The following is a 16,459-nucleotide window of genomic DNA, read 5'->3' on the forward strand; positions in this document are numbered from 1 at the left end:
CCCGCTGCCGCTGGAACTGGTGCAGGTGTTCTGCGCGCCGGTACCGGAACGGCAGGCGATCCGCGTGTGGTGCGAGTGCGCCAGCGAGGCGCGCACCGGCGTGGAGATGGAGGCACTGGCCGGCGTCAACGCGGCGCTGCTTACCCTGTACGACCTGAGCAAGCCGGTGGAACCGGCCCTGCGCATCGAAGGTATCCGCCTGCTGTTCAAGGAAGGCGGCAAGCGCGGTGTCTGGCTGCACCCCGACGGCATGGACGATGCCGAGCGCACGCGTTTCAAGCCGCGTGCGCCGAAGGGCCTGGAGGGCGCGGCCTGCGCGGTGATCACGCTGAGCGATCGCGCCAGCGACGGCACCTATGAGGATATCTCTGGCCCGACCCTGGTGACCGGCCTGAAAAAGCTGGGCGGCGAGGTGGTGGCCGCTGAGGTGTTGCCCGATGGCATCGAGCCATTGGCGGGTCGCCTGCAGGCCTTGGCCGCCGAGGGCGTGCGCCTGTGCCTGTGTACCGGTGGTACCGGACTGGGCCCGCGTGACCTGACCCCGGAGGCGCTCCGTTCCCTGAACGCGCGGCCGGTACATGGCCTGGCGCAGATGGTGCGCGCGCTGAGTGCACAGCACACGCCGATGGCCTGGCTGAGCCGCGCCGAGGTGGTGCAGCTGGGCAACATGCTGGTGTTCGCGCTGCCCGGCAGCCCGAAGGCGGCGGCGCAGTGCCTGGATATCCTGGCGCCGGTACTGGGCCACGCCCTGGCGATGGTCGAGGGGGATGGCCACTCATGATTCCCTATTGCGAAGCCTTGCAGCACCTGCTGGACGCGGCCACGCCGCTGCCGGCCGAGCGCGTGCCGCTGCATGAAGCCGGCGGCCGTACCCTGGCCAGTGACATCCACAGCGGGCAGTCGTTGCCGCCGTTCGACAATTCGGCGATGGACGGCTTTGCGCTGCGCGCCAACGGCGCGACGTTCGAGGCCGGTACCGAATTCGCGGTGCAGGGCTGGCAGGCAGCCGGCGATGCCGGCGCCGAAGGCGGCGAGGGTGCCTGGGAAATCATGACCGGAGCGCGCATGCCGGTTGGCCTGGATACGGTGGTGCCGGTCGAGAACGTGGAGATCCTCGCCAGCGAGGACGGCCGCCCGACCCGCATCGCGCTGACCGCGACGGTGAAGCCGGGCCAGAACGTGCGCCTGCGCGGCCAGGACGTGCGCGAGGGTGAGCGCGTGCTGTGCGCCGGCCAGGTGCTGGATATCAATGCCCGCACCCTGCTGCACGCCCTGGGCGTGGGTGAGGTGGCGGTGGTGGCGCGGCCGAGGGCGGCGGTGATCGCCACCGGCAAGGAACTGGTGACCGAGGCGGCGCAGGCGCTGGAATCGGGCCAGATCCGTGACAGCAATCGCCCCTACCTGGTGGGCCGCCTGCAGGCGGCCGGTGCCGAGGTGGTCTGGCAGGGCACGGTGGGCGACGACGTGGCCGCGTTCAATGCGGTGCTGGATGAAGCGCTGGCCGCTGGCGCGCAGCTGCTGATCAGTACCGGCGCGGTGTCGGCCGGCCGCTACGACTTCGTTCCCGATGCGCTGCGTGGCCGTGGTGCGCGCATCGTCTTCCATAAGGTGGCGATCCGCCCCGGCAAGCCGTTGTTGTTCGCGGTGTTGCCCAATGGCGCGCTGTACTTCGGCCTGCCCGGCAACCCGGTTTCGGCTGCCGTGGGCCAGCGCTTCTTCGTCGAGCCGGTACTGCGCCGCCTGCTGGGGCTTGCACCGGAACCGGTGTTGCGGCTGCCGCTGCAGGCCGACGTGCGCAAGCCGCCCGGTCTGCGCTTCCACGCGCGGGCGCGGGTGGAAATGGACGGGCAGGGGCGCCTGAGTGCGCGCGTACTGTCCGGGCAGGAGTCGTTCCGTTTGATGTCCATGCTGCAGGCCAACGCCTGGGTGGTGCTGGAGGCCGAGGGAGACCTGGCCAGCGCTGGCACCTTCGTGCGCGTGCAGGGCTGGGGTCACCACGAACCGGTGCAGCTGGTGAGCCAGGAGTCATGATGAAACAGGTGAATCTGCAGTTGTTCGGTGCGTTTTCCGATCTGGATGCCAGCCGCGAAATCGCCGTCGATGTGGCCGGTGGCACCGTGGCCGATCTGCGCCAGGCGCTGCGCGAGCTGCTGCCGGTGCGTTGGCCGGGTTTCCGCGCGGGCCTGCTGGACTACTCGGCGTTTGCCGACCAGCAACGCGTGCTGCGCGACCACGAGGCGCTGCCCGACGATGGCCGCGTGGCGATCCTGCCACCAGTGAGCGGGGGCTGAGCGATGAGCGAGAAGATCATCGCGACGGTGGTGGACCGCGCGCAGGCGGCGATCGATCCGGCCGAAGGCATCGCGGCGGTATCTGATCCGGGCTTCGGCGGCATCGACGTGTTCATCGGCAAGGTGCGCGACGTCAACATCGGCCGGCCGGTGGCCGGGATCACGTACGACCTGTTCGAACCTTTGGTGCTGAACGAGTTCAAGCGCCTGGCGGCAGAGGTCGAGGCGACGTTCGGTCCGAAGCTGAAGCTGTATGTGGCCCACGCCAAGGGCCGGTTGGGCATTGGCGATGTGGCGGTGGTGGTGGCCGCCGGCAGCCCGCATCGAGACGAGGCATTCCGGGCCTGCCGGCAGTTGATCGAGGTGGTCAAGCACCAGTGCCCGATCTGGAAGCAGGAGCATTACGAGGACGGCGACAGCGAGTGGACCGAAGGCTGCAGTCTCTGCCATGCGGATAACGAACCCACGCAAGCTCATGACAATGCCCATGAATGTGCACACGATCACGAACATTCCCACTGACGGCATCGTGCTGGCCGGTGGTCTTTCCAGCCGGATGGGCCGTGACAAGGCGCTGCTACCGTGGCACGGGCGAACCCTGCTAGAGCACATGCGTGGCCTGCTGCGACAGGCAGGTGCGGAAAGGGTATGGGTGAGTGGCAACTACCCGGCCTTCGGTGGCATTCCTGATCGCGTGGCACGCTGCGGCCCGTTGGGCGGGCTCTACAGTGTGGCCATGTGCATGCCGGACGCTGCCGCTCTGGTGCTTCCGGTGGATACGCCCAATGTGACCCCGGCGTTACTACAACGGTTACGTGATGCGCCTTCGGCTGCCTGTGTGCTGTTTGCGGAAGAACCCCTGCCGATGCGGTTGCAGATTGATGACCATTGCCGGCATGTGTTGCGGGAATTGATCGAGAATCCGGCGGCGCACCGCTCGCTACACGCCCTGCGAGAACGCTTGGGCGCAATCGAGCTGCCACTGGCGGATAGCGAATACGACCAGCTACTCAACTGCAACACCTCAACCGAGCTCGAGTTCATTGCATCATGAAAGTCCAGCTACAGCGGCAGGCAGTTCGTCTGCGCGTTGATGAAGAGGAGCTAGCGCAGTTGCTGGCCGGCGAATCGGTGGAGAACCTGACGCGGTTCGGCGGCGATCGCGGCTGGGGCATGGTGCTATCACTGCATGCAGGGCAACAGGCGGTGCTTCTGGAGGGGAGCGAGTACTGCCGGTTGATGCTTCCTCGCGAAGCGGTTCAGTCCTTGGCATTACGTTTGCCCTGTCGTGATGGTCTGGGTTTTGGCATTGCGCTGGATGATGACATCTCGCTGCAGCTTCAATTCGATGTGGATGTACGAGACAGCCTGCGCCAACGAGGTCCGCACCGTCGTGCACCCTCTACCTAGCTCTGGGCGGGCCAGCTATGTAGCGCCTGCGATGCCAAGGATAGGCGGTGAAACCGATCTAAACCCAACCAAACGGGGAAACCAATGATGAAACGAGTTGGACTGTTGTTGCTGGGACTGCTGGCCACGGTGCCGGCCTTGGCGGCCGACCTGACGGTGTCGGCGGCATCGAGCTTGACCGAGAGCTTCCGCGAACTGGGCACCGCCTATGAGAAGGCACACCCGGGAACCAAGGTCGATTTCAACTTCGCCGCGTCCGGCGTGCTGCTGCAGCAGATCAGCCGCGGCGCGCCGGTGGATGTGTTCGCGTCGGCCGATGAAACCACGATGGACCAGGCCCAGCAGCAGGACCTGCTGGCGGCCGGCACCCGCGAGGTGTTCGCGGTGAACGCGCTGTGGGTGGTGGTGCCGCCGCAGGCCAAGGCTGCGCCGCGTACCTTGAAGGACCTGGCCGGTGCCGGTGTGCAGCGCATCGCACTGGGCAACCCGGACAGCGTGCCGGTCGGCCGCTATGCCAAGGGCGCGCTGGAAGCGGCGGGCCTGTGGCCGTCGGTGCAGGGCAAGACCATCACCACGCAGAACGTTCGCCAGTCGCTGGACTACGTGGCGCGCGGTGAAGTGGATGCCGGCTTCGTCTATGCCACCGATGCGCAGGCGATGCCTGATCGGGTGCGCCGTGCCTTCGCGGTGCCGGTGGCGGGGCGCATTGCCTATCCGTTGGCGGTGACCAAGGCCAGTGCGCAACCGGTTGAAGCCAAGCGCTTCACCACCTTCGTGCGTTCGGCACAGGGCCAGGCGATCCTGGCCAAGCATGGGTTCGGCAAGCCCTGAGGCATGGATCTCGACTGGAGCGCACTGTGGTTGTCGCTGAAGGTGGCCGGCTGGGCCACCGCGATCAATCTGGTGCTGGGCGTGGCACTGGGCGCGCTGCTGGCACGTCGGCGATTTCCTGGCCGTGAGCTGCTGGATTCGCTGCTGACCCTGCCGATGGTGCTGCCGCCGACCGTGCTGGGGTATTACCTGCTGGTGCTGATCGGCCGCAACGGCCCGATCGGCGCGTGGCTGCAGTCGTGGTTCGGCATCAACCTGGTGTTCACCTGGCAGGCGGCGGTGATCGCTGCGGCGGTGGCCTCGCTGCCGCTGGTGTTCAAGCCGGCACGCGCGGCGTTCGAGGAAGTGGATGGACAGTTGGAGCAGGCCGCACGCACGCTCGGTGTGTCCGAAGCAGCGGTGTTCTTCCGCATCACGCTGCCGCTGGCGTGGCGCGGCATCCTCGCCGGCCTGCTGCTGGCGTTTGCACGCGCGATGGGCGAGTTCGGCGCGACGCTGATGGTGGCGGGCAGCATTCCCGGCCGCACGCAGACGCTGTCGATCGCCATCTACGAAGCGGTGCAGGCCGGCCAGGACGGCAAGGCCAATGCGCTGGTGATCCTGACCTCGGTGGTGTGCATCGTGATCCTGCTGCTGGCCGCGCGGCTGGTGGGCGGACGTCGCCGGGAGCTGCGTGATGTGGCTTGACCTGCAGGTGCAGCGTCGCCTGCAGGCGGCCGGCCAGGATTTCGTATTGGACGTGTCGCTGCAGTGCACGCAGCGGCAGGTGGTGCTGTTCGGGCCCTCGGGCGCGGGCAAGAGCCTGACCCTGAAGGCGGTGGCCGGGCTGCTGAGGCCGGGCCAGGGTCATGTGCGCCTACAGGGGCAGACCCTGTTCGATGCGGCCACCGGTGTGGATCTGCCGCCGCAGCACCGCCGGCTGGGCTACGTGTTCCAGGATTACGCGCTGTTCCCACACCTGAGCGTGCGCCAGAACGTGGCGTTCGGTCTGCAGAAGGGCTGGTTGAATCCGCGGGTCGGCCAGCGCTTCGATGCGGTGGAGCAGTGGTTGCACGCATTCCGCATCGATACGGTGGGTGATCTGCTGCCCTCGCAGGTGTCCGGCGGCCAGCGCCAGCGTACCGCCTTGGCACGCGCCTTGGTGACGCAGCCGCAGGCGCTGCTGCTGGATGAACCGTTCTCCGCGCTGGACCAGGATCTTCGCCAGCACTTGCGGCAGGAGCTGGAGGCCGTGCTGGACGGGGCCGGTATTCCACTGCTGCTGATCAGCCATGATCCCAACGACATTGAGATATTTGGGGGCCAGATCGCCTGCATCGAAAATGGGCGACTGATCTCTCCTCCCGGCTCGCGTCAGAGGCCGACCCGTCAGCCCCGCCTTCTACCATCCTTAGTCGGCTCCCCAACAAGCCCGGGTCTTGAGGGGAAGAGCAACCATCAGTCAGTCGGAGACTCAGAGAGTCCAAAGCCACGATACATCTGCCCGCGAGCCGCGCAAATGGGAGACGACCCTGGTGCATAGGCATCTCTATGCCGGTAGGCGAGCGGTAGGGCCTGGACCTTCTTGCAAGGCGGATCGACTCGCCCGCGCTTGGCCGCGCTGCGTGGCTCCGGCCGAGGCGGGGACAACGCGCACCCAGCGCTTCCCATATGGCCGAATTGGCGTAATGATCCGCTCGAAGGGAGCGAGACTTCTCCAGCCTCCCGTGGCGACCGACCGCCGAGGGGCTTGGAGGGGCACGGAGGCCATTGGCGCTCTGGGCAATATGGCGAGGAGCCCCCGGTCCGTTTGGCCACCAAGAGGTCGATACTAGGCTCGTAGGGCAAGAGTTCCGGATTGGCATATGACTGAGGTCGACAGCATTGAACGTCTCAGACTGGCCTTTGGTGCACAACGTCCTACGTCGTGAGAGGGGGTGTTTTGTTCGATATGTCACCCGTCATCTAGCGGTCGAAAGATCGAAATGAACTCGAACACGAATCGACGGAACTAGCCACGCTTCAATTGTACTGAGGGAAACATGACGCCAAAGAGCGCCAACCAATCTTCCGAAGAGCGCGCAAACGGCGATCTTGCATGGCCGGACCTTGCGCGCTCATCGATACTGATCGTTGACGACGAACCTGGCATGCGTAGCTTCTTGGTTCGTGCCTTGCGACCGCGATGCAAAGTTGTGGAAGCTGCAGCTGACACCATTGAAGCGGAGCAGCATCTGACGGAGCGCCACTTTGACATCGTGATTGTGGACAACGTGTTGCCAGGGAAGAGTGGCATCGCGTGGCTGGAGGACCAGCGCAGGGGAGGGGTCTTGGCCGACTTCATTCTGATTACTGCGTACGCAGACTTGGATTCCGCTATCGGCGCTATCCGCGCGGGAGCGGCTGATTTTCTTCTCAAGCCTTTCAGAACCAATCAGTTGCTGGCCGCTATATCGCGCTGCCTGGAACGCGGTCGCCTACGGCGGGAGAATGCCATTCTCCGTCACGAGCTACATGGCTCCGGTGCACCAGCTGCGCTTCGAGACAGGCTCACAGGTAGCTCGCGTGCGATTCAGGCCACCAAGGATCTGATCGCGAAGGTCGCACCACTGCCCAGTAGCGTGCTGTTCACTGGAGAATCCGGCTCTGGAAAGGAGGTTGCCGCAAGATCGCTGCACGCGTTGTCCGCACGGGCATCTCATCCTTTCATTCCAATAAATTGTGCAGCTGTTCCCAGCGAGTTGATTGACGTTGAACTGTTCGGGAGTCTCAAAGGAACGTTCAGTGGAGCGAACTCGTCTCGCCAAGGACTGGTCGCCTATGCAGAAGGCGGAACATTGCTGTTTGACGAAGTCGCTGATCTTCCCTTGGCTCTCCAAGGAAAGCTGCTAAGGATGCTTGAAGATAGACGGATACGACCAGTTGGCGCAGATCGGGAGATTCCGATCGATGTCAGATTCATCTTCTCAACCAACAAGAATTTGGTTGCGGAAGTGAAGAATGGAACATTCCGGTCGGATCTCTACTATCGCATCAACGTTCTCGAGGTGTCGCTTCCTCGCCTTCATGACCGCGGCGCTGATGTGTTGGAGCTGGCGGCGGGCTTCATGCGTGAGCTGGGGCTGCAGCTTGGCCTTCAACCGATTCCGATCGACGAAAGGATCCGGGCATATCTTCAGAGCTACTCGTGGCCCGGGAACGTCCGCGAGCTTCACAACTACGTTGAGCGTAGCCTGATACTCGGACACTTTCCGACTCAGCTTGAGCGGTTGGAGTCACTCTCTGACCCACGAAGCCGGCTGCTCTCGGAGGTCGAGCGCAGGCACATCCTTGCAGTGCTTCGTGAGACTGGCGGAGATCGCGAAAGAGCGGCCACGATCTTGGGCATATCGCGAAAGACGATTGATCGTAAGTGCTCCAGTTGGAATGTATCAGCCTAGGAATCTGCAATGAACCGAGCGCGCTCAGTTCGCTTCCGCCTGCTTCTAATCGCGATCCTTCCAATGTTTGTGATCCTGCCGGCTATCGTCGGCGGACTCATCTACCAATGGGATTTGCGCTTCGACCGACTGCTCGCCTCGAAGGTTGGCGGGGACCTGAAAGTTGCGGGACAGTACATGAACCAGCTGCTCGTCAACGACCGCGCGACGCTGGCTGCGATTGCTGATTCGCAGAGCTTCCATGGCGTCATTAGCCAGGGGGTCAACAAGAATGCAGAGCTTGGCAGCCTACTAGCGTCGAAAGCCCAAGGTGGTTCACTAGACTTCATCGCACTGTTGGATTCAAACGGTCGCTTGTTGGCTAGTAGTGAGCCGGCCTCGCCAGCTGAGCTTGACTTGGACTGGTCAGTCATCGAAAAGGCCCTGAAGGGAGCGTCCAGCGTGGAGGTGGGGGTGGTAAGCCGGGACGATCTGATGGAGATCTCCCCAAAGCTCGCCGCACGGGCCGAGGTCATTCGTCCGCATAACGCAAGGAATCCTGTCGATTCGGCCCAGAGTGAGAAGCGGGGCCTAATGATTCAAGCTGCAACGCCGGTTGCACTTCCAAACAATCAGGTTGGCGTCTTGATTGCGGGTACTCTGCTGAACCACAACACCGAGTTCATCAAGCAGATCACTGATCTTGTCTACCGAGATAAGGCCCTGCGTACTGGCGCAACAGGGATAGCCTCCATCTTCCTTGGTGATACCCGCATCAGCACCAACGCGTTGTTGGCGGGAGGGAACCCAGCGTCGGGGACACGGGTGTCTTCTGAAGTGGCCGAGGCCGTGCTGGGCCAGGGAAAGACCTGGCAGGCGAGAGCCTACGTAGTCAATGATTGGTACATTGCCGGCTATATGCCCATTCTCAATGGCCGGGGCGTACCTATTGGTATGCTCTTCGTGGGCTTTCTGGAGGAGCCATTCACCACCGCCCGTCGAAATTCCATCGGAGCGATCGTGTTCGGTTGCCTCCTTGTTGCAGTCATCACCGTACCCCTTTTTCTGTACATCGCTCGCGGCGTGTTCAAGCCACTTGAGCGGATGGATCAGGCAATTGGACGGGTCAAGGCGGGCGACCGCAGTGCTCGCTCCGGAGCAGGGGCATCCAATGATGAAATCGGACGTGTCGCTTCGCACTTGGACCAGCTGCTCTGTCAGCTGGAAGAGAAGGAACGGCAGCTGGTCGCCTGGAACGAGGAGCTCAATTCCAGGGTAGAGGAGCGAACTGCTGGTCTCGCACTAGCCAATAGACGGTTGGAAGAGACGACCCAGCACCTGATTGTCACTGAGAAGCTGGCAACAATTGGCGAGATCGCAGCAGGAATAGCGCACGAGATCAACAATCCGCTTGCCGTCATGCAGGGGAACCTCGAGCTTCTGCGTGACTCGATCAGGGAGCCCGAGGGTCAAGGGTTTGGAGAAGAGATTGACCTCATTGAGGATCAAATTGGGCGTATCAGCACCATTGTTTCCAAGTTGCTGCAGTTCTCCAAGCCCAGTGAGTACTCCGGTCATAGTGAGCTGTTAGAGCCTGCCACGCTGATGTTGGAGACGCTGCCCCTGATTCAACACCTCATCAAGCGCCATCCCGTGAAGATAGAGAAGAACTTCCTGTCCACACGGCTCGTAACGGGCAATCGGGGCGAGCTGCAGCAAATTCTTGTGAACCTCCTGATCAATGCAATCTATGTCATGCAGAAGGGCGGAACGCTGGGATTGGCGACGTTGGACGTTGACGACGTTCATGGTCACCCTGGCGTCGCTTTGCGAGTCTCAGATACTGGAAGCGGCATTCCTCAGGACATTCTGGTCCGAATTTTTGAGCCATTCTTTACGACCAAACATCGTCAAGGTACTGGGCTGGGTCTTTCCATCAGTCAGATGCTTGCCAACCGCCACGGTGGCAGCCTGTCGGTAGTGAGAACCGGCCTGACAGGGACGGTCATTGAACTATGGATGCCCGAGGCTGCCGACGATGAACTGCTTTAGACCTGCTGTAGCAGTGTCATGCGAACGGCGTGATGTCATTCGCATTTCGAACTCAAGTGGAAGGAATTTGTTGCCTAGGCGTATCGACGCCAGCAGTCGATCAATGAATCAGAGGTTGGCATGACACACCGTCTCCCAGATGTTGAAACGAGAATGCGAAGGCAGCCGACGTTGTGGGACGTTGCGTTTGCCGTCAGGGGTACCATCCTGCCCAGGATCGCATTGCATCTACTACTGATTAGCATTGTGACCGCAGGAGCGGTGCTCGCATCAACGGAGCATCCAGGAATCTTTGCTCGCTTCAGTGCCGTTCCGTTCACGCTCATTGGTATCGCACTTTCCGTATTCATGAGCTTTCGAAACAACGCTTGCTACTCCAGATGGTGGGAGGCGAGGCACCTTTGGGGTGACCTGGTCATAGCGTGTCGCTCAATAGCCAGGCAGACGTCCCTGCTGGATCCAAACAGCCGAGCACAGATCCTGCGAGGCCTGTGTGGCTTCAGTGCTGGCCTCTATTCTCGACTGCGCCGGGCCGACGAAGCCCATGCGATCGCACCTTGGTGGGATATTGGCAAGGCATCACAAGGCCCGAATCCGACGGACGCTGTGCTCCAGGGCATTGGCTTGAAGCTTGCCCATCTGGCTCATGAGGGAAGGATCGACTCGATTCAGTACTCGGTGATGGATAAGCAGCTTGCCAACTTGGCTCGTATCCAGGGGGGGTGCGAGAGGATACTCAATACTCCGATTCCATTCTCGTATTCGCTGCTGCTTCACCGGACTGCGATCGTATTCTGCACAACACTTCCTTTTGCGCTGGCAGGAACATTGGGGTGGTGGACCTTTTTACCGGTGCTCATTGTGGCGTACACGTTTTTTGGTCTCGATGCGCTGGGCCGTCAGCTGGAGGAGCCATTCAGTTCCGCGCCGAACGCGCTCCCGATCTACTCAATGCAGAGGACGATCGAGACAGAGCTAATGTCAACGCTGGCTCTGACTGCGGTCGATCAGGAGTCGGTACAGCAGCCAGGTAGGGAGGAGTGAGGCGTGAGCGGAGGGCGGCGGGTGCACTTCTGAGGCCGCTCCGGCATGTAACGACATGCCAGCTCACGCCCTAGCGCTAGTCAGGCATGGGTTGCCAGGCTCACCTGAAAGGAACTCGCCCAAAGATAGCATTCGTACAGCCCCCTTGGTTCCGCTCGCACATATGGGATGGAGTCTGTGAGACGGGAATAGTTCCTCTAACGATCAAGAATGAGCCAGTAGGAGCGTAAGTGATGTCAACAGATATGTTCGTAATGCATTCGGATCATACGCCGGCCGGGGATCAACCCGAAGCGATTGCCAGGCTAATTGCTGGCATCGAGGAGGGAGCAACACATCAGACCTTGAAGGGAATTACAGGGTCAGGGAAGACCTTCACGATGGCCAATGTGATCCATCGGCTGAAGCGACCCACGCTCATTCTTGCGCCAAACAAGACGTTGACTGCTCAGCTCTACGGGGAGATGAAGGCGCTGTTCCCCGAGAACGCCGTGGAGTATTTCGTTTCCTACTACGACTTCTTCCAGCCAGAGGTCTATATCCCAGGTAGCGATCGTTACATCCAGAAAGACTCAGCCATCAATGATCACCTTGAGAGGCTTCGACTATCGACTACGAAGTCTCTGATTGAGCGTAGAGACGTGATTGTTGTCGCTTCGGTGTCCTCAATCTATGGACTGGGAGACCCACAGAGCTACCGGGATCTGCAGGTTGAGCTTGCGCTTGGAATCGAACTGGATCAGAGGGACTTCCTGCGTCGGCTTGCATCGCTTCAGTACGACAGGACTGAGCGGACCCTGAAGCGTGGCACGTTCCGTGTGTCTGGCGATGTGGTCGATATTTTTCCCGCCGACTCTGAGTACAAGGCAATTAGAGTAGAGCTCACGGACGAGGGGAGAGTGCAGTCGCTCACCTGGATTGATGCGGTTACAGGGAAGAAGCTTGGCGATGAGACGCGCTACCTCGTTTCTCCAAAGACACTCTTCGCAAGCCCCAAAACAGAAATCAATGAGGCTACGAAGGCCATCCTCAAGGATTTGGAGGCCAGGGTGACGGAGCTCAACGCATCTGGTCGAATCGTTGAGGCAAATAGGCTTTACGAGAAGATCACGAACGACGTGGAGATGATGAGGGAGCTGGGATATTGCTCTGGCATGGAGAACTACTCCAGTTACCTGAACTCGAAGCCTTCAGGAGCTAGGCCGACGACACTCATGGACTACCTCCCGAAGGATGGCCTGCTATTTGTTGATGAGTCGCACGTCATGGTTCCTCAGATCGAGGCGATGTTCAGGAGCGATCAGAGCAGGAAGGATACTCTAATCGAGTACGGGTTCCGTCTACCTTCGGCGATGAACAACAGACCGCTTAGCTTCTCTGAGTTTGAAGCCATCAAGCCCCAGACGATCTTCGTTTCGGCTACGCCTGGCGCCTATGAGATTGGGAGATCCAAGGGAAGATTGATTGACCAGCTCATCAGGCCCACTGGCTTGCTCGATCCGCTGGTAGAGGTGAGGCCGAGGGAGGGCTACAGGCACGATCTTCTGTCAGAGATCGCCCGTTGTGTACGAGAGGGCGACAGGGTCTTGGTGACCACGCTGACAAAGGTGTCTGCTGAGGAGCTGTGCGAGTTCCTCGAGGATCAAGGGGTGCGTGCGAAGTACATGCACTCGGATATCAAGGCAGAGGATCGAGTTGAGATCATCAATGGGCTGAGGGCCGGCGAGTTCGATGTGCTAGTGGGTATCAGCCTGCTGAGAGAGGGGCTCGATATTCCTGAGGCCTCTCTGGTCGCTATCGTTGATGCGGACCAGGCGGGCTTCCTTCGGTCGAGCCAGGCCCTCATTCAGATGATTGGACGAGCCGCAAGAAACTCGCGCGGTAAGGCGATCATGTATGCCGATACGATCACTAGTGCGATGCGGCAGGCCATTTCTGAGACTGATGACAGGCGACAGCATCAGATCGCGTTCAATGAGGAGTTCGGCATCACCCCGTCAACGTCTCGCGGAATGTTGGGATCAACAGAGGCTCGACCTGACCGGTCGCAAGCCCATTCAGCGGAGTTCTGCGCCAACCTAAAAGACCTCTGTGATCGAATTACATCAAAGGAGCGACAGCTTCTGGAGCTCTCTGATGCCGGGGACGAGGAGGAGATCGAGTTCGTCAGGCTGGAGCTAGACAAGCTATACCGCCAATTCATCTACATGTAACCACTCTTTCGAGTGGTGGGGCGTGGCTCCTACAGGAGCCCGCCTTTTGTGGTGTGGGGGTGGGGCGGGAGGGGTCTGTCACTGGCCTCTGGCGGCGGCTCGAAATCAGGCGCAGACTCAGTTGACGGAGTTAAAGACCCTCGCAGATTGCTAGCTTGCATACTATCGGGGAGTATAGTATCGTTCCCTCATGTGATACGGACAGGTGCGCAATGCCTCACAGCCCTCGGGAGAAAAAGCAGGCCCTTACCCGCGTACGTCGGATCAGCGGACAGGTGGCTGCATTGGAGCAGGCTCTGGAGAGCGGGGCGGAATGTGCTGCAGTACTTCAGCAGCTTGCTGCTGTGCGCGGGGCGGTCAATGGTTTGATGGCGACGGTTCTGGAGAGCTATCTGCGTGAAGAGTTCCCGCATAGCGACACCCACACCGACTCTCAAAGGAAGTCGATTGACGAGACCATCTCTATTGTCCGCTCCTATCTCCGTTAGTCAGTTCGCGACATTGCTTGATGGCGCTAGTACTAAGTAGAGGAGGCAATCTATGGGTGTCCGAACTACTTCATTTCCAAGTAGAACCCGCCATTCCTAACCCCTTCGTGGGTTAGGGCGTCACGACTAGGACGTTGAGGCCTTTCCAGGAGGCTCCAAGGCATGCTGGATGATGTCAGTCGAGTTGCGCCTGTCTGTATTTCTTGGAGCGGGCAATCTCTGTCGGCATCGTTGCCTTCGGCATCTGACTGAGTCATGGGAGGCCCTTTGAAGTGAGCTTCCAGCCTCGTTGCGACTCCCATGCGGTCCGCGCCTGGCTGGAAGGTGGGAGAGCAAGGGCCTGCGATCTATGCGGTGCTGTCCTCCCAGCTTGTTGTGGTTCCCACTACCGCCCTACACCAGAGCCGGCTCCACCACACGACCTTTCGCTGAGCTATCGCACAAGCAAGTGATAGACCTCCCGTGAGCGGTGTTTAGAAGATCATCCATTCTTGAGGCTATGTATGAATGACCCATCCGGCCTGAGCCAAGCTGCAGGCACGCCAGCAGAAGGCTACGTATATGGGATGCCGGCGCACGCGGACCGCCGCGCCGCCGTTGAGGAAGTCCATGCGCGACCGCACCTTCTCACCCAGTCTCCGCGAAGCCTTCTCCAGCTCTCCTTCATGACAGAAGGGGACATGAGTCGAGATCGTGCCGCGATCGACGATCTTTCAGGTCGTATGGGGGCTGCAGTCGAGGATCACACCACACCTCATCACGCGCTTACGTGGAATGAGGGTGATCTGCACTGCGAGAAGCACACTGAGTTCTCTTCCTACCTCTGGAGCGCACCACTGAGCTCAGAAACAGGTGAGCCTTGTGGGGACAACCCGTTTAGACAGGGATTCAAGCCGCCAGGACCCGTGATCTCGGCTGTTAGCGTCAGGCTTTTGCCTTGGACCGCGGAGGCGGAGAAGGAAATAGATTGCTTTGATCCCGTCAGCCGCTGCTACTCGCTGGTTGAGAACGGTGCCGCGGCCATTGTGACCGACTTCCGTCAAGACGAGGAAGGGCTAACCCACATGCTCATCCTTGATCGCGACCTGACTCCGGCGCGGGCAGGAGCGCTGGCGCAACGACTGCTCGAGGTCGAGACATACCGAACGCTTGCCCTCCTAGCGCTACCGCTGACTCGTTCCATGACGTCGAATCTTCGTCGCATGGAGGCGCGTCTGGCTGCAATTACTGAAGAGATGCGCAGGGCCTCCGGCGGACGTCGTGACAGTGACGTGCTCCTCTCGGATTTGACCAGCCTGGCTGCAGAGTTGGAGGCGGACGCCGCGGCAAATCTCTATAGGTTTGGTGCAAGTCGGGCTTACTACGAAATTGTTGAAGAGCGACTGGATGCGTTGGCGGAGGATCAAGTTGCCGGCTATAGCACCTGGGCGGACTTCTTGTATCGAAGGATTGCACCGGCCATGCGAACTTGCCAGTCAGTGAAGGAGCGACAGGGGAAGCTCTCAGACAAGTTGACGCGCTCGATCTCGCTCCTCCGGTCGTGGATTGATGTTGAGCTCGAGCGGCAGAACCGCGACCTACTGGCGTCCATGAATGAACGGGCGAAGGTTCAGCTGCGCCTGCAGCAGACGGTGGAAGGTTTGTCGGTGGCCGCCATCTCGTACTACGTCGTGAGTCTTCTCGCATACCTGCTCAAGGGTTTGCCTGGGACGCATGACATCGCAGCAACCGTCACTGCGATCTTGGTTCCCGCTGTATTGCTGCTGATTTGGTGGATTGTCCGAAGGATCAGGCATGCACACGGTGACTCGGCAGTCGAGGACAAGGCCTAAAGCCTCGCTTAAGGCCACATTCGATTCGCGATAGATGGCCTATCAAATTCAACTCAGAGGAAAGAACAATGGAACGCATTGAGCGTCACGCAAGCTTCGGTGGATGGCAGGACGTCTACCAGCATGAATCATCCAGCCTTGGTTGCACCATGAAGTTTGGAGTCTATCTCCCTCCGCAGGCGTCCAGCGGCCCGGTACCTGTTCTCTACTGGCTCTCTGGCCTGACGTGCACAGAGCAGAACTTCATCACCAAGTCTGCAGTGCAGCAGCTCGCTGCTGAGCATGGCATTGCCATCGTTGCTCCGGATACAAGTCCGCGCGGAGAGTCCGTCGCGGATGATCCAGCTTACGATCTCGGCCAAGGTGCGGGGTTCTACGTCAATGCCACCGAGGCACCGTGGTCCGACCACTACCGCATGTATGACTACGTTGTAAGTGAGCTGCCTGCTCTCGTTGAGAAGAACTTCCCTGTTAGCCAGGCTCGCTCAATTAGCGGCCACTCAATGGGCGGCCACGGTGCCTTGGTCATCGCTTTGCGAAATCCAGGTCGCTATCGCAGCGTATCCGCCTTCTCTCCGATCGTGGCACCCACCCAGGCTCCTTGGGGCCAGAAGGCGTTTTCGGCCTACTTGGGGGGAGATCAGGAGCAGTGGCGGCAGTATGACGCCGTGGAGCTGATTGCAGATGCAAAGGAGCGCCTGCCCCTGCTCGTGGATCAAGGGCTCAGCGATGATTTCTTGCAGAATCAGCTCCGCCCCGAACTGCTTCAAGATGCATGCGCCAAGGTGAATCATCCGCTTTCGCTGAACCTTCGCGATGGTTACGACCATAGCTACTACTTCATCTCCAGCTTCATTGCCGATCATCTCAAGCACCACGCATCGGCGCTGAACACCTAAC

Annotated in this window: 15 protein-coding genes and 1 pseudogene; all 16 read left to right on the plus strand. The window is 60.5% G+C overall.

Going from position 1 to position 16,459, the window contains the following annotated elements; genetic code table 11:
• On the plus strand, positions 1-781 hold a 781-nt coding region (locus tag AC5P98_RS17890; RefSeq protein ID WP_495230132.1), incomplete at its 5' end, for a bifunctional molybdenum cofactor biosynthesis protein MoaC/MoaB.
• Positions 778-2,031: a molybdopterin molybdotransferase MoeA gene (locus AC5P98_RS17895; RefSeq protein WP_017354495.1), complete on the plus strand. Its 1,254-nt coding sequence runs from the start codon at positions 778-780 to the stop codon at positions 2,029-2,031. The genes AC5P98_RS17890 and AC5P98_RS17895, both read left to right, overlap by 4 nt.
• Positions 2,031-2,291, plus strand: coding sequence for a MoaD/ThiS family protein (locus AC5P98_RS17900; protein ID WP_017354494.1), 261 nt, complete (start codon positions 2,031-2,033; stop codon positions 2,289-2,291). Before AC5P98_RS17895 ends, AC5P98_RS17900 begins: the two co-directional genes overlap by 1 nt.
• 3 nt (positions 2,292-2,294) lie before the next feature.
• On the plus strand, positions 2,295-2,813 hold the full coding sequence (locus AC5P98_RS17905) for a molybdenum cofactor biosynthesis protein MoaE (protein ID WP_495230133.1): 519 nt from the start codon (positions 2,295-2,297) through the stop codon (positions 2,811-2,813).
• A complete protein-coding gene (gene mobA / locus AC5P98_RS17910) occupies positions 2,779-3,345 on the plus strand; it encodes a molybdenum cofactor guanylyltransferase (protein WP_026070512.1) in 567 nt (188 codons plus the stop codon). Before AC5P98_RS17905 ends, mobA begins: the two co-directional genes overlap by 35 nt.
• The gene (locus AC5P98_RS17915) at positions 3,342-3,701 is read left to right on the plus strand and encodes a hypothetical protein (RefSeq protein ID WP_017354491.1); all 360 of its coding nucleotides are present in this window, start codon (positions 3,342-3,344) and stop codon (positions 3,699-3,701) included. The genes mobA and AC5P98_RS17915 overlap by 4 nt, the downstream gene beginning before the upstream one ends.
• 87 nt (positions 3,702-3,788) lie before the next feature.
• Positions 3,789-4,532, plus strand: a complete 744-nt coding sequence (gene modA / locus AC5P98_RS17920) for a molybdate ABC transporter substrate-binding protein (protein WP_026070511.1) — start codon at positions 3,789-3,791, stop codon at positions 4,530-4,532.
• Between the two features lie 3 nt (positions 4,533-4,535).
• Complete coding sequence (modB, locus tag AC5P98_RS17925) at positions 4,536-5,219, plus strand: molybdate ABC transporter permease subunit (protein WP_005413347.1); 684 nt, start codon at positions 4,536-4,538, stop codon at positions 5,217-5,219.
• Positions 5,209-5,868, plus strand: a pseudogene (locus tag AC5P98_RS17930) (ATP-binding cassette domain-containing protein); the annotation flags it as partial. The gene modB and the pseudogene AC5P98_RS17930, both read left to right, overlap by 11 nt.
• Before the next feature lie 685 nt (positions 5,869-6,553).
• The gene (locus AC5P98_RS17935; RefSeq protein WP_026070510.1) at positions 6,554-7,951 is read left to right on the plus strand and encodes a sigma-54-dependent transcriptional regulator; all 1,398 of its coding nucleotides are present in this window, start codon (positions 6,554-6,556) and stop codon (positions 7,949-7,951) included.
• A 9-nt stretch (positions 7,952-7,960) separates the two neighbouring features.
• Positions 7,961-9,982: a cache domain-containing protein gene (locus AC5P98_RS17940; protein ID WP_017354487.1), complete on the plus strand. Its 2,022-nt coding sequence runs from the start codon at positions 7,961-7,963 to the stop codon at positions 9,980-9,982.
• A 120-nt stretch (positions 9,983-10,102) separates the two neighbouring features.
• Entirely contained in the window at positions 10,103-11,026 is a 924-nt protein-coding gene (locus AC5P98_RS17945; RefSeq protein ID WP_227832955.1) for a bestrophin family protein, read from the plus strand.
• Between the two features lie 233 nt (positions 11,027-11,259).
• The gene (uvrB, locus tag AC5P98_RS17950; protein ID WP_017354485.1) at positions 11,260-13,239 is read left to right on the plus strand and encodes an excinuclease ABC subunit UvrB; all 1,980 of its coding nucleotides are present in this window, start codon (positions 11,260-11,262) and stop codon (positions 13,237-13,239) included.
• Between the two features lie 212 nt (positions 13,240-13,451).
• The gene (gene frmR / locus AC5P98_RS17955) at positions 13,452-13,727 is read left to right on the plus strand and encodes a formaldehyde-responsive transcriptional repressor FrmR (RefSeq protein WP_017354484.1); all 276 of its coding nucleotides are present in this window, start codon (positions 13,452-13,454) and stop codon (positions 13,725-13,727) included.
• A 503-nt stretch (positions 13,728-14,230) separates the two neighbouring features.
• Positions 14,231-15,559, plus strand: coding sequence for a DUF3422 family protein (locus tag AC5P98_RS17960; protein WP_026070509.1), 1,329 nt, complete (start codon positions 14,231-14,233; stop codon positions 15,557-15,559).
• 68 nt (positions 15,560-15,627) lie between these two features.
• Entirely contained in the window at positions 15,628-16,458 is an 831-nt protein-coding gene (gene fghA / locus AC5P98_RS17965) for an S-formylglutathione hydrolase (RefSeq protein ID WP_017354482.1), read from the plus strand.
• Position 16,459 lies beyond the last annotated feature (1 nt).

This window comes from Stenotrophomonas sp. YJH_SMC_135 (assembly GCF_059372355.1).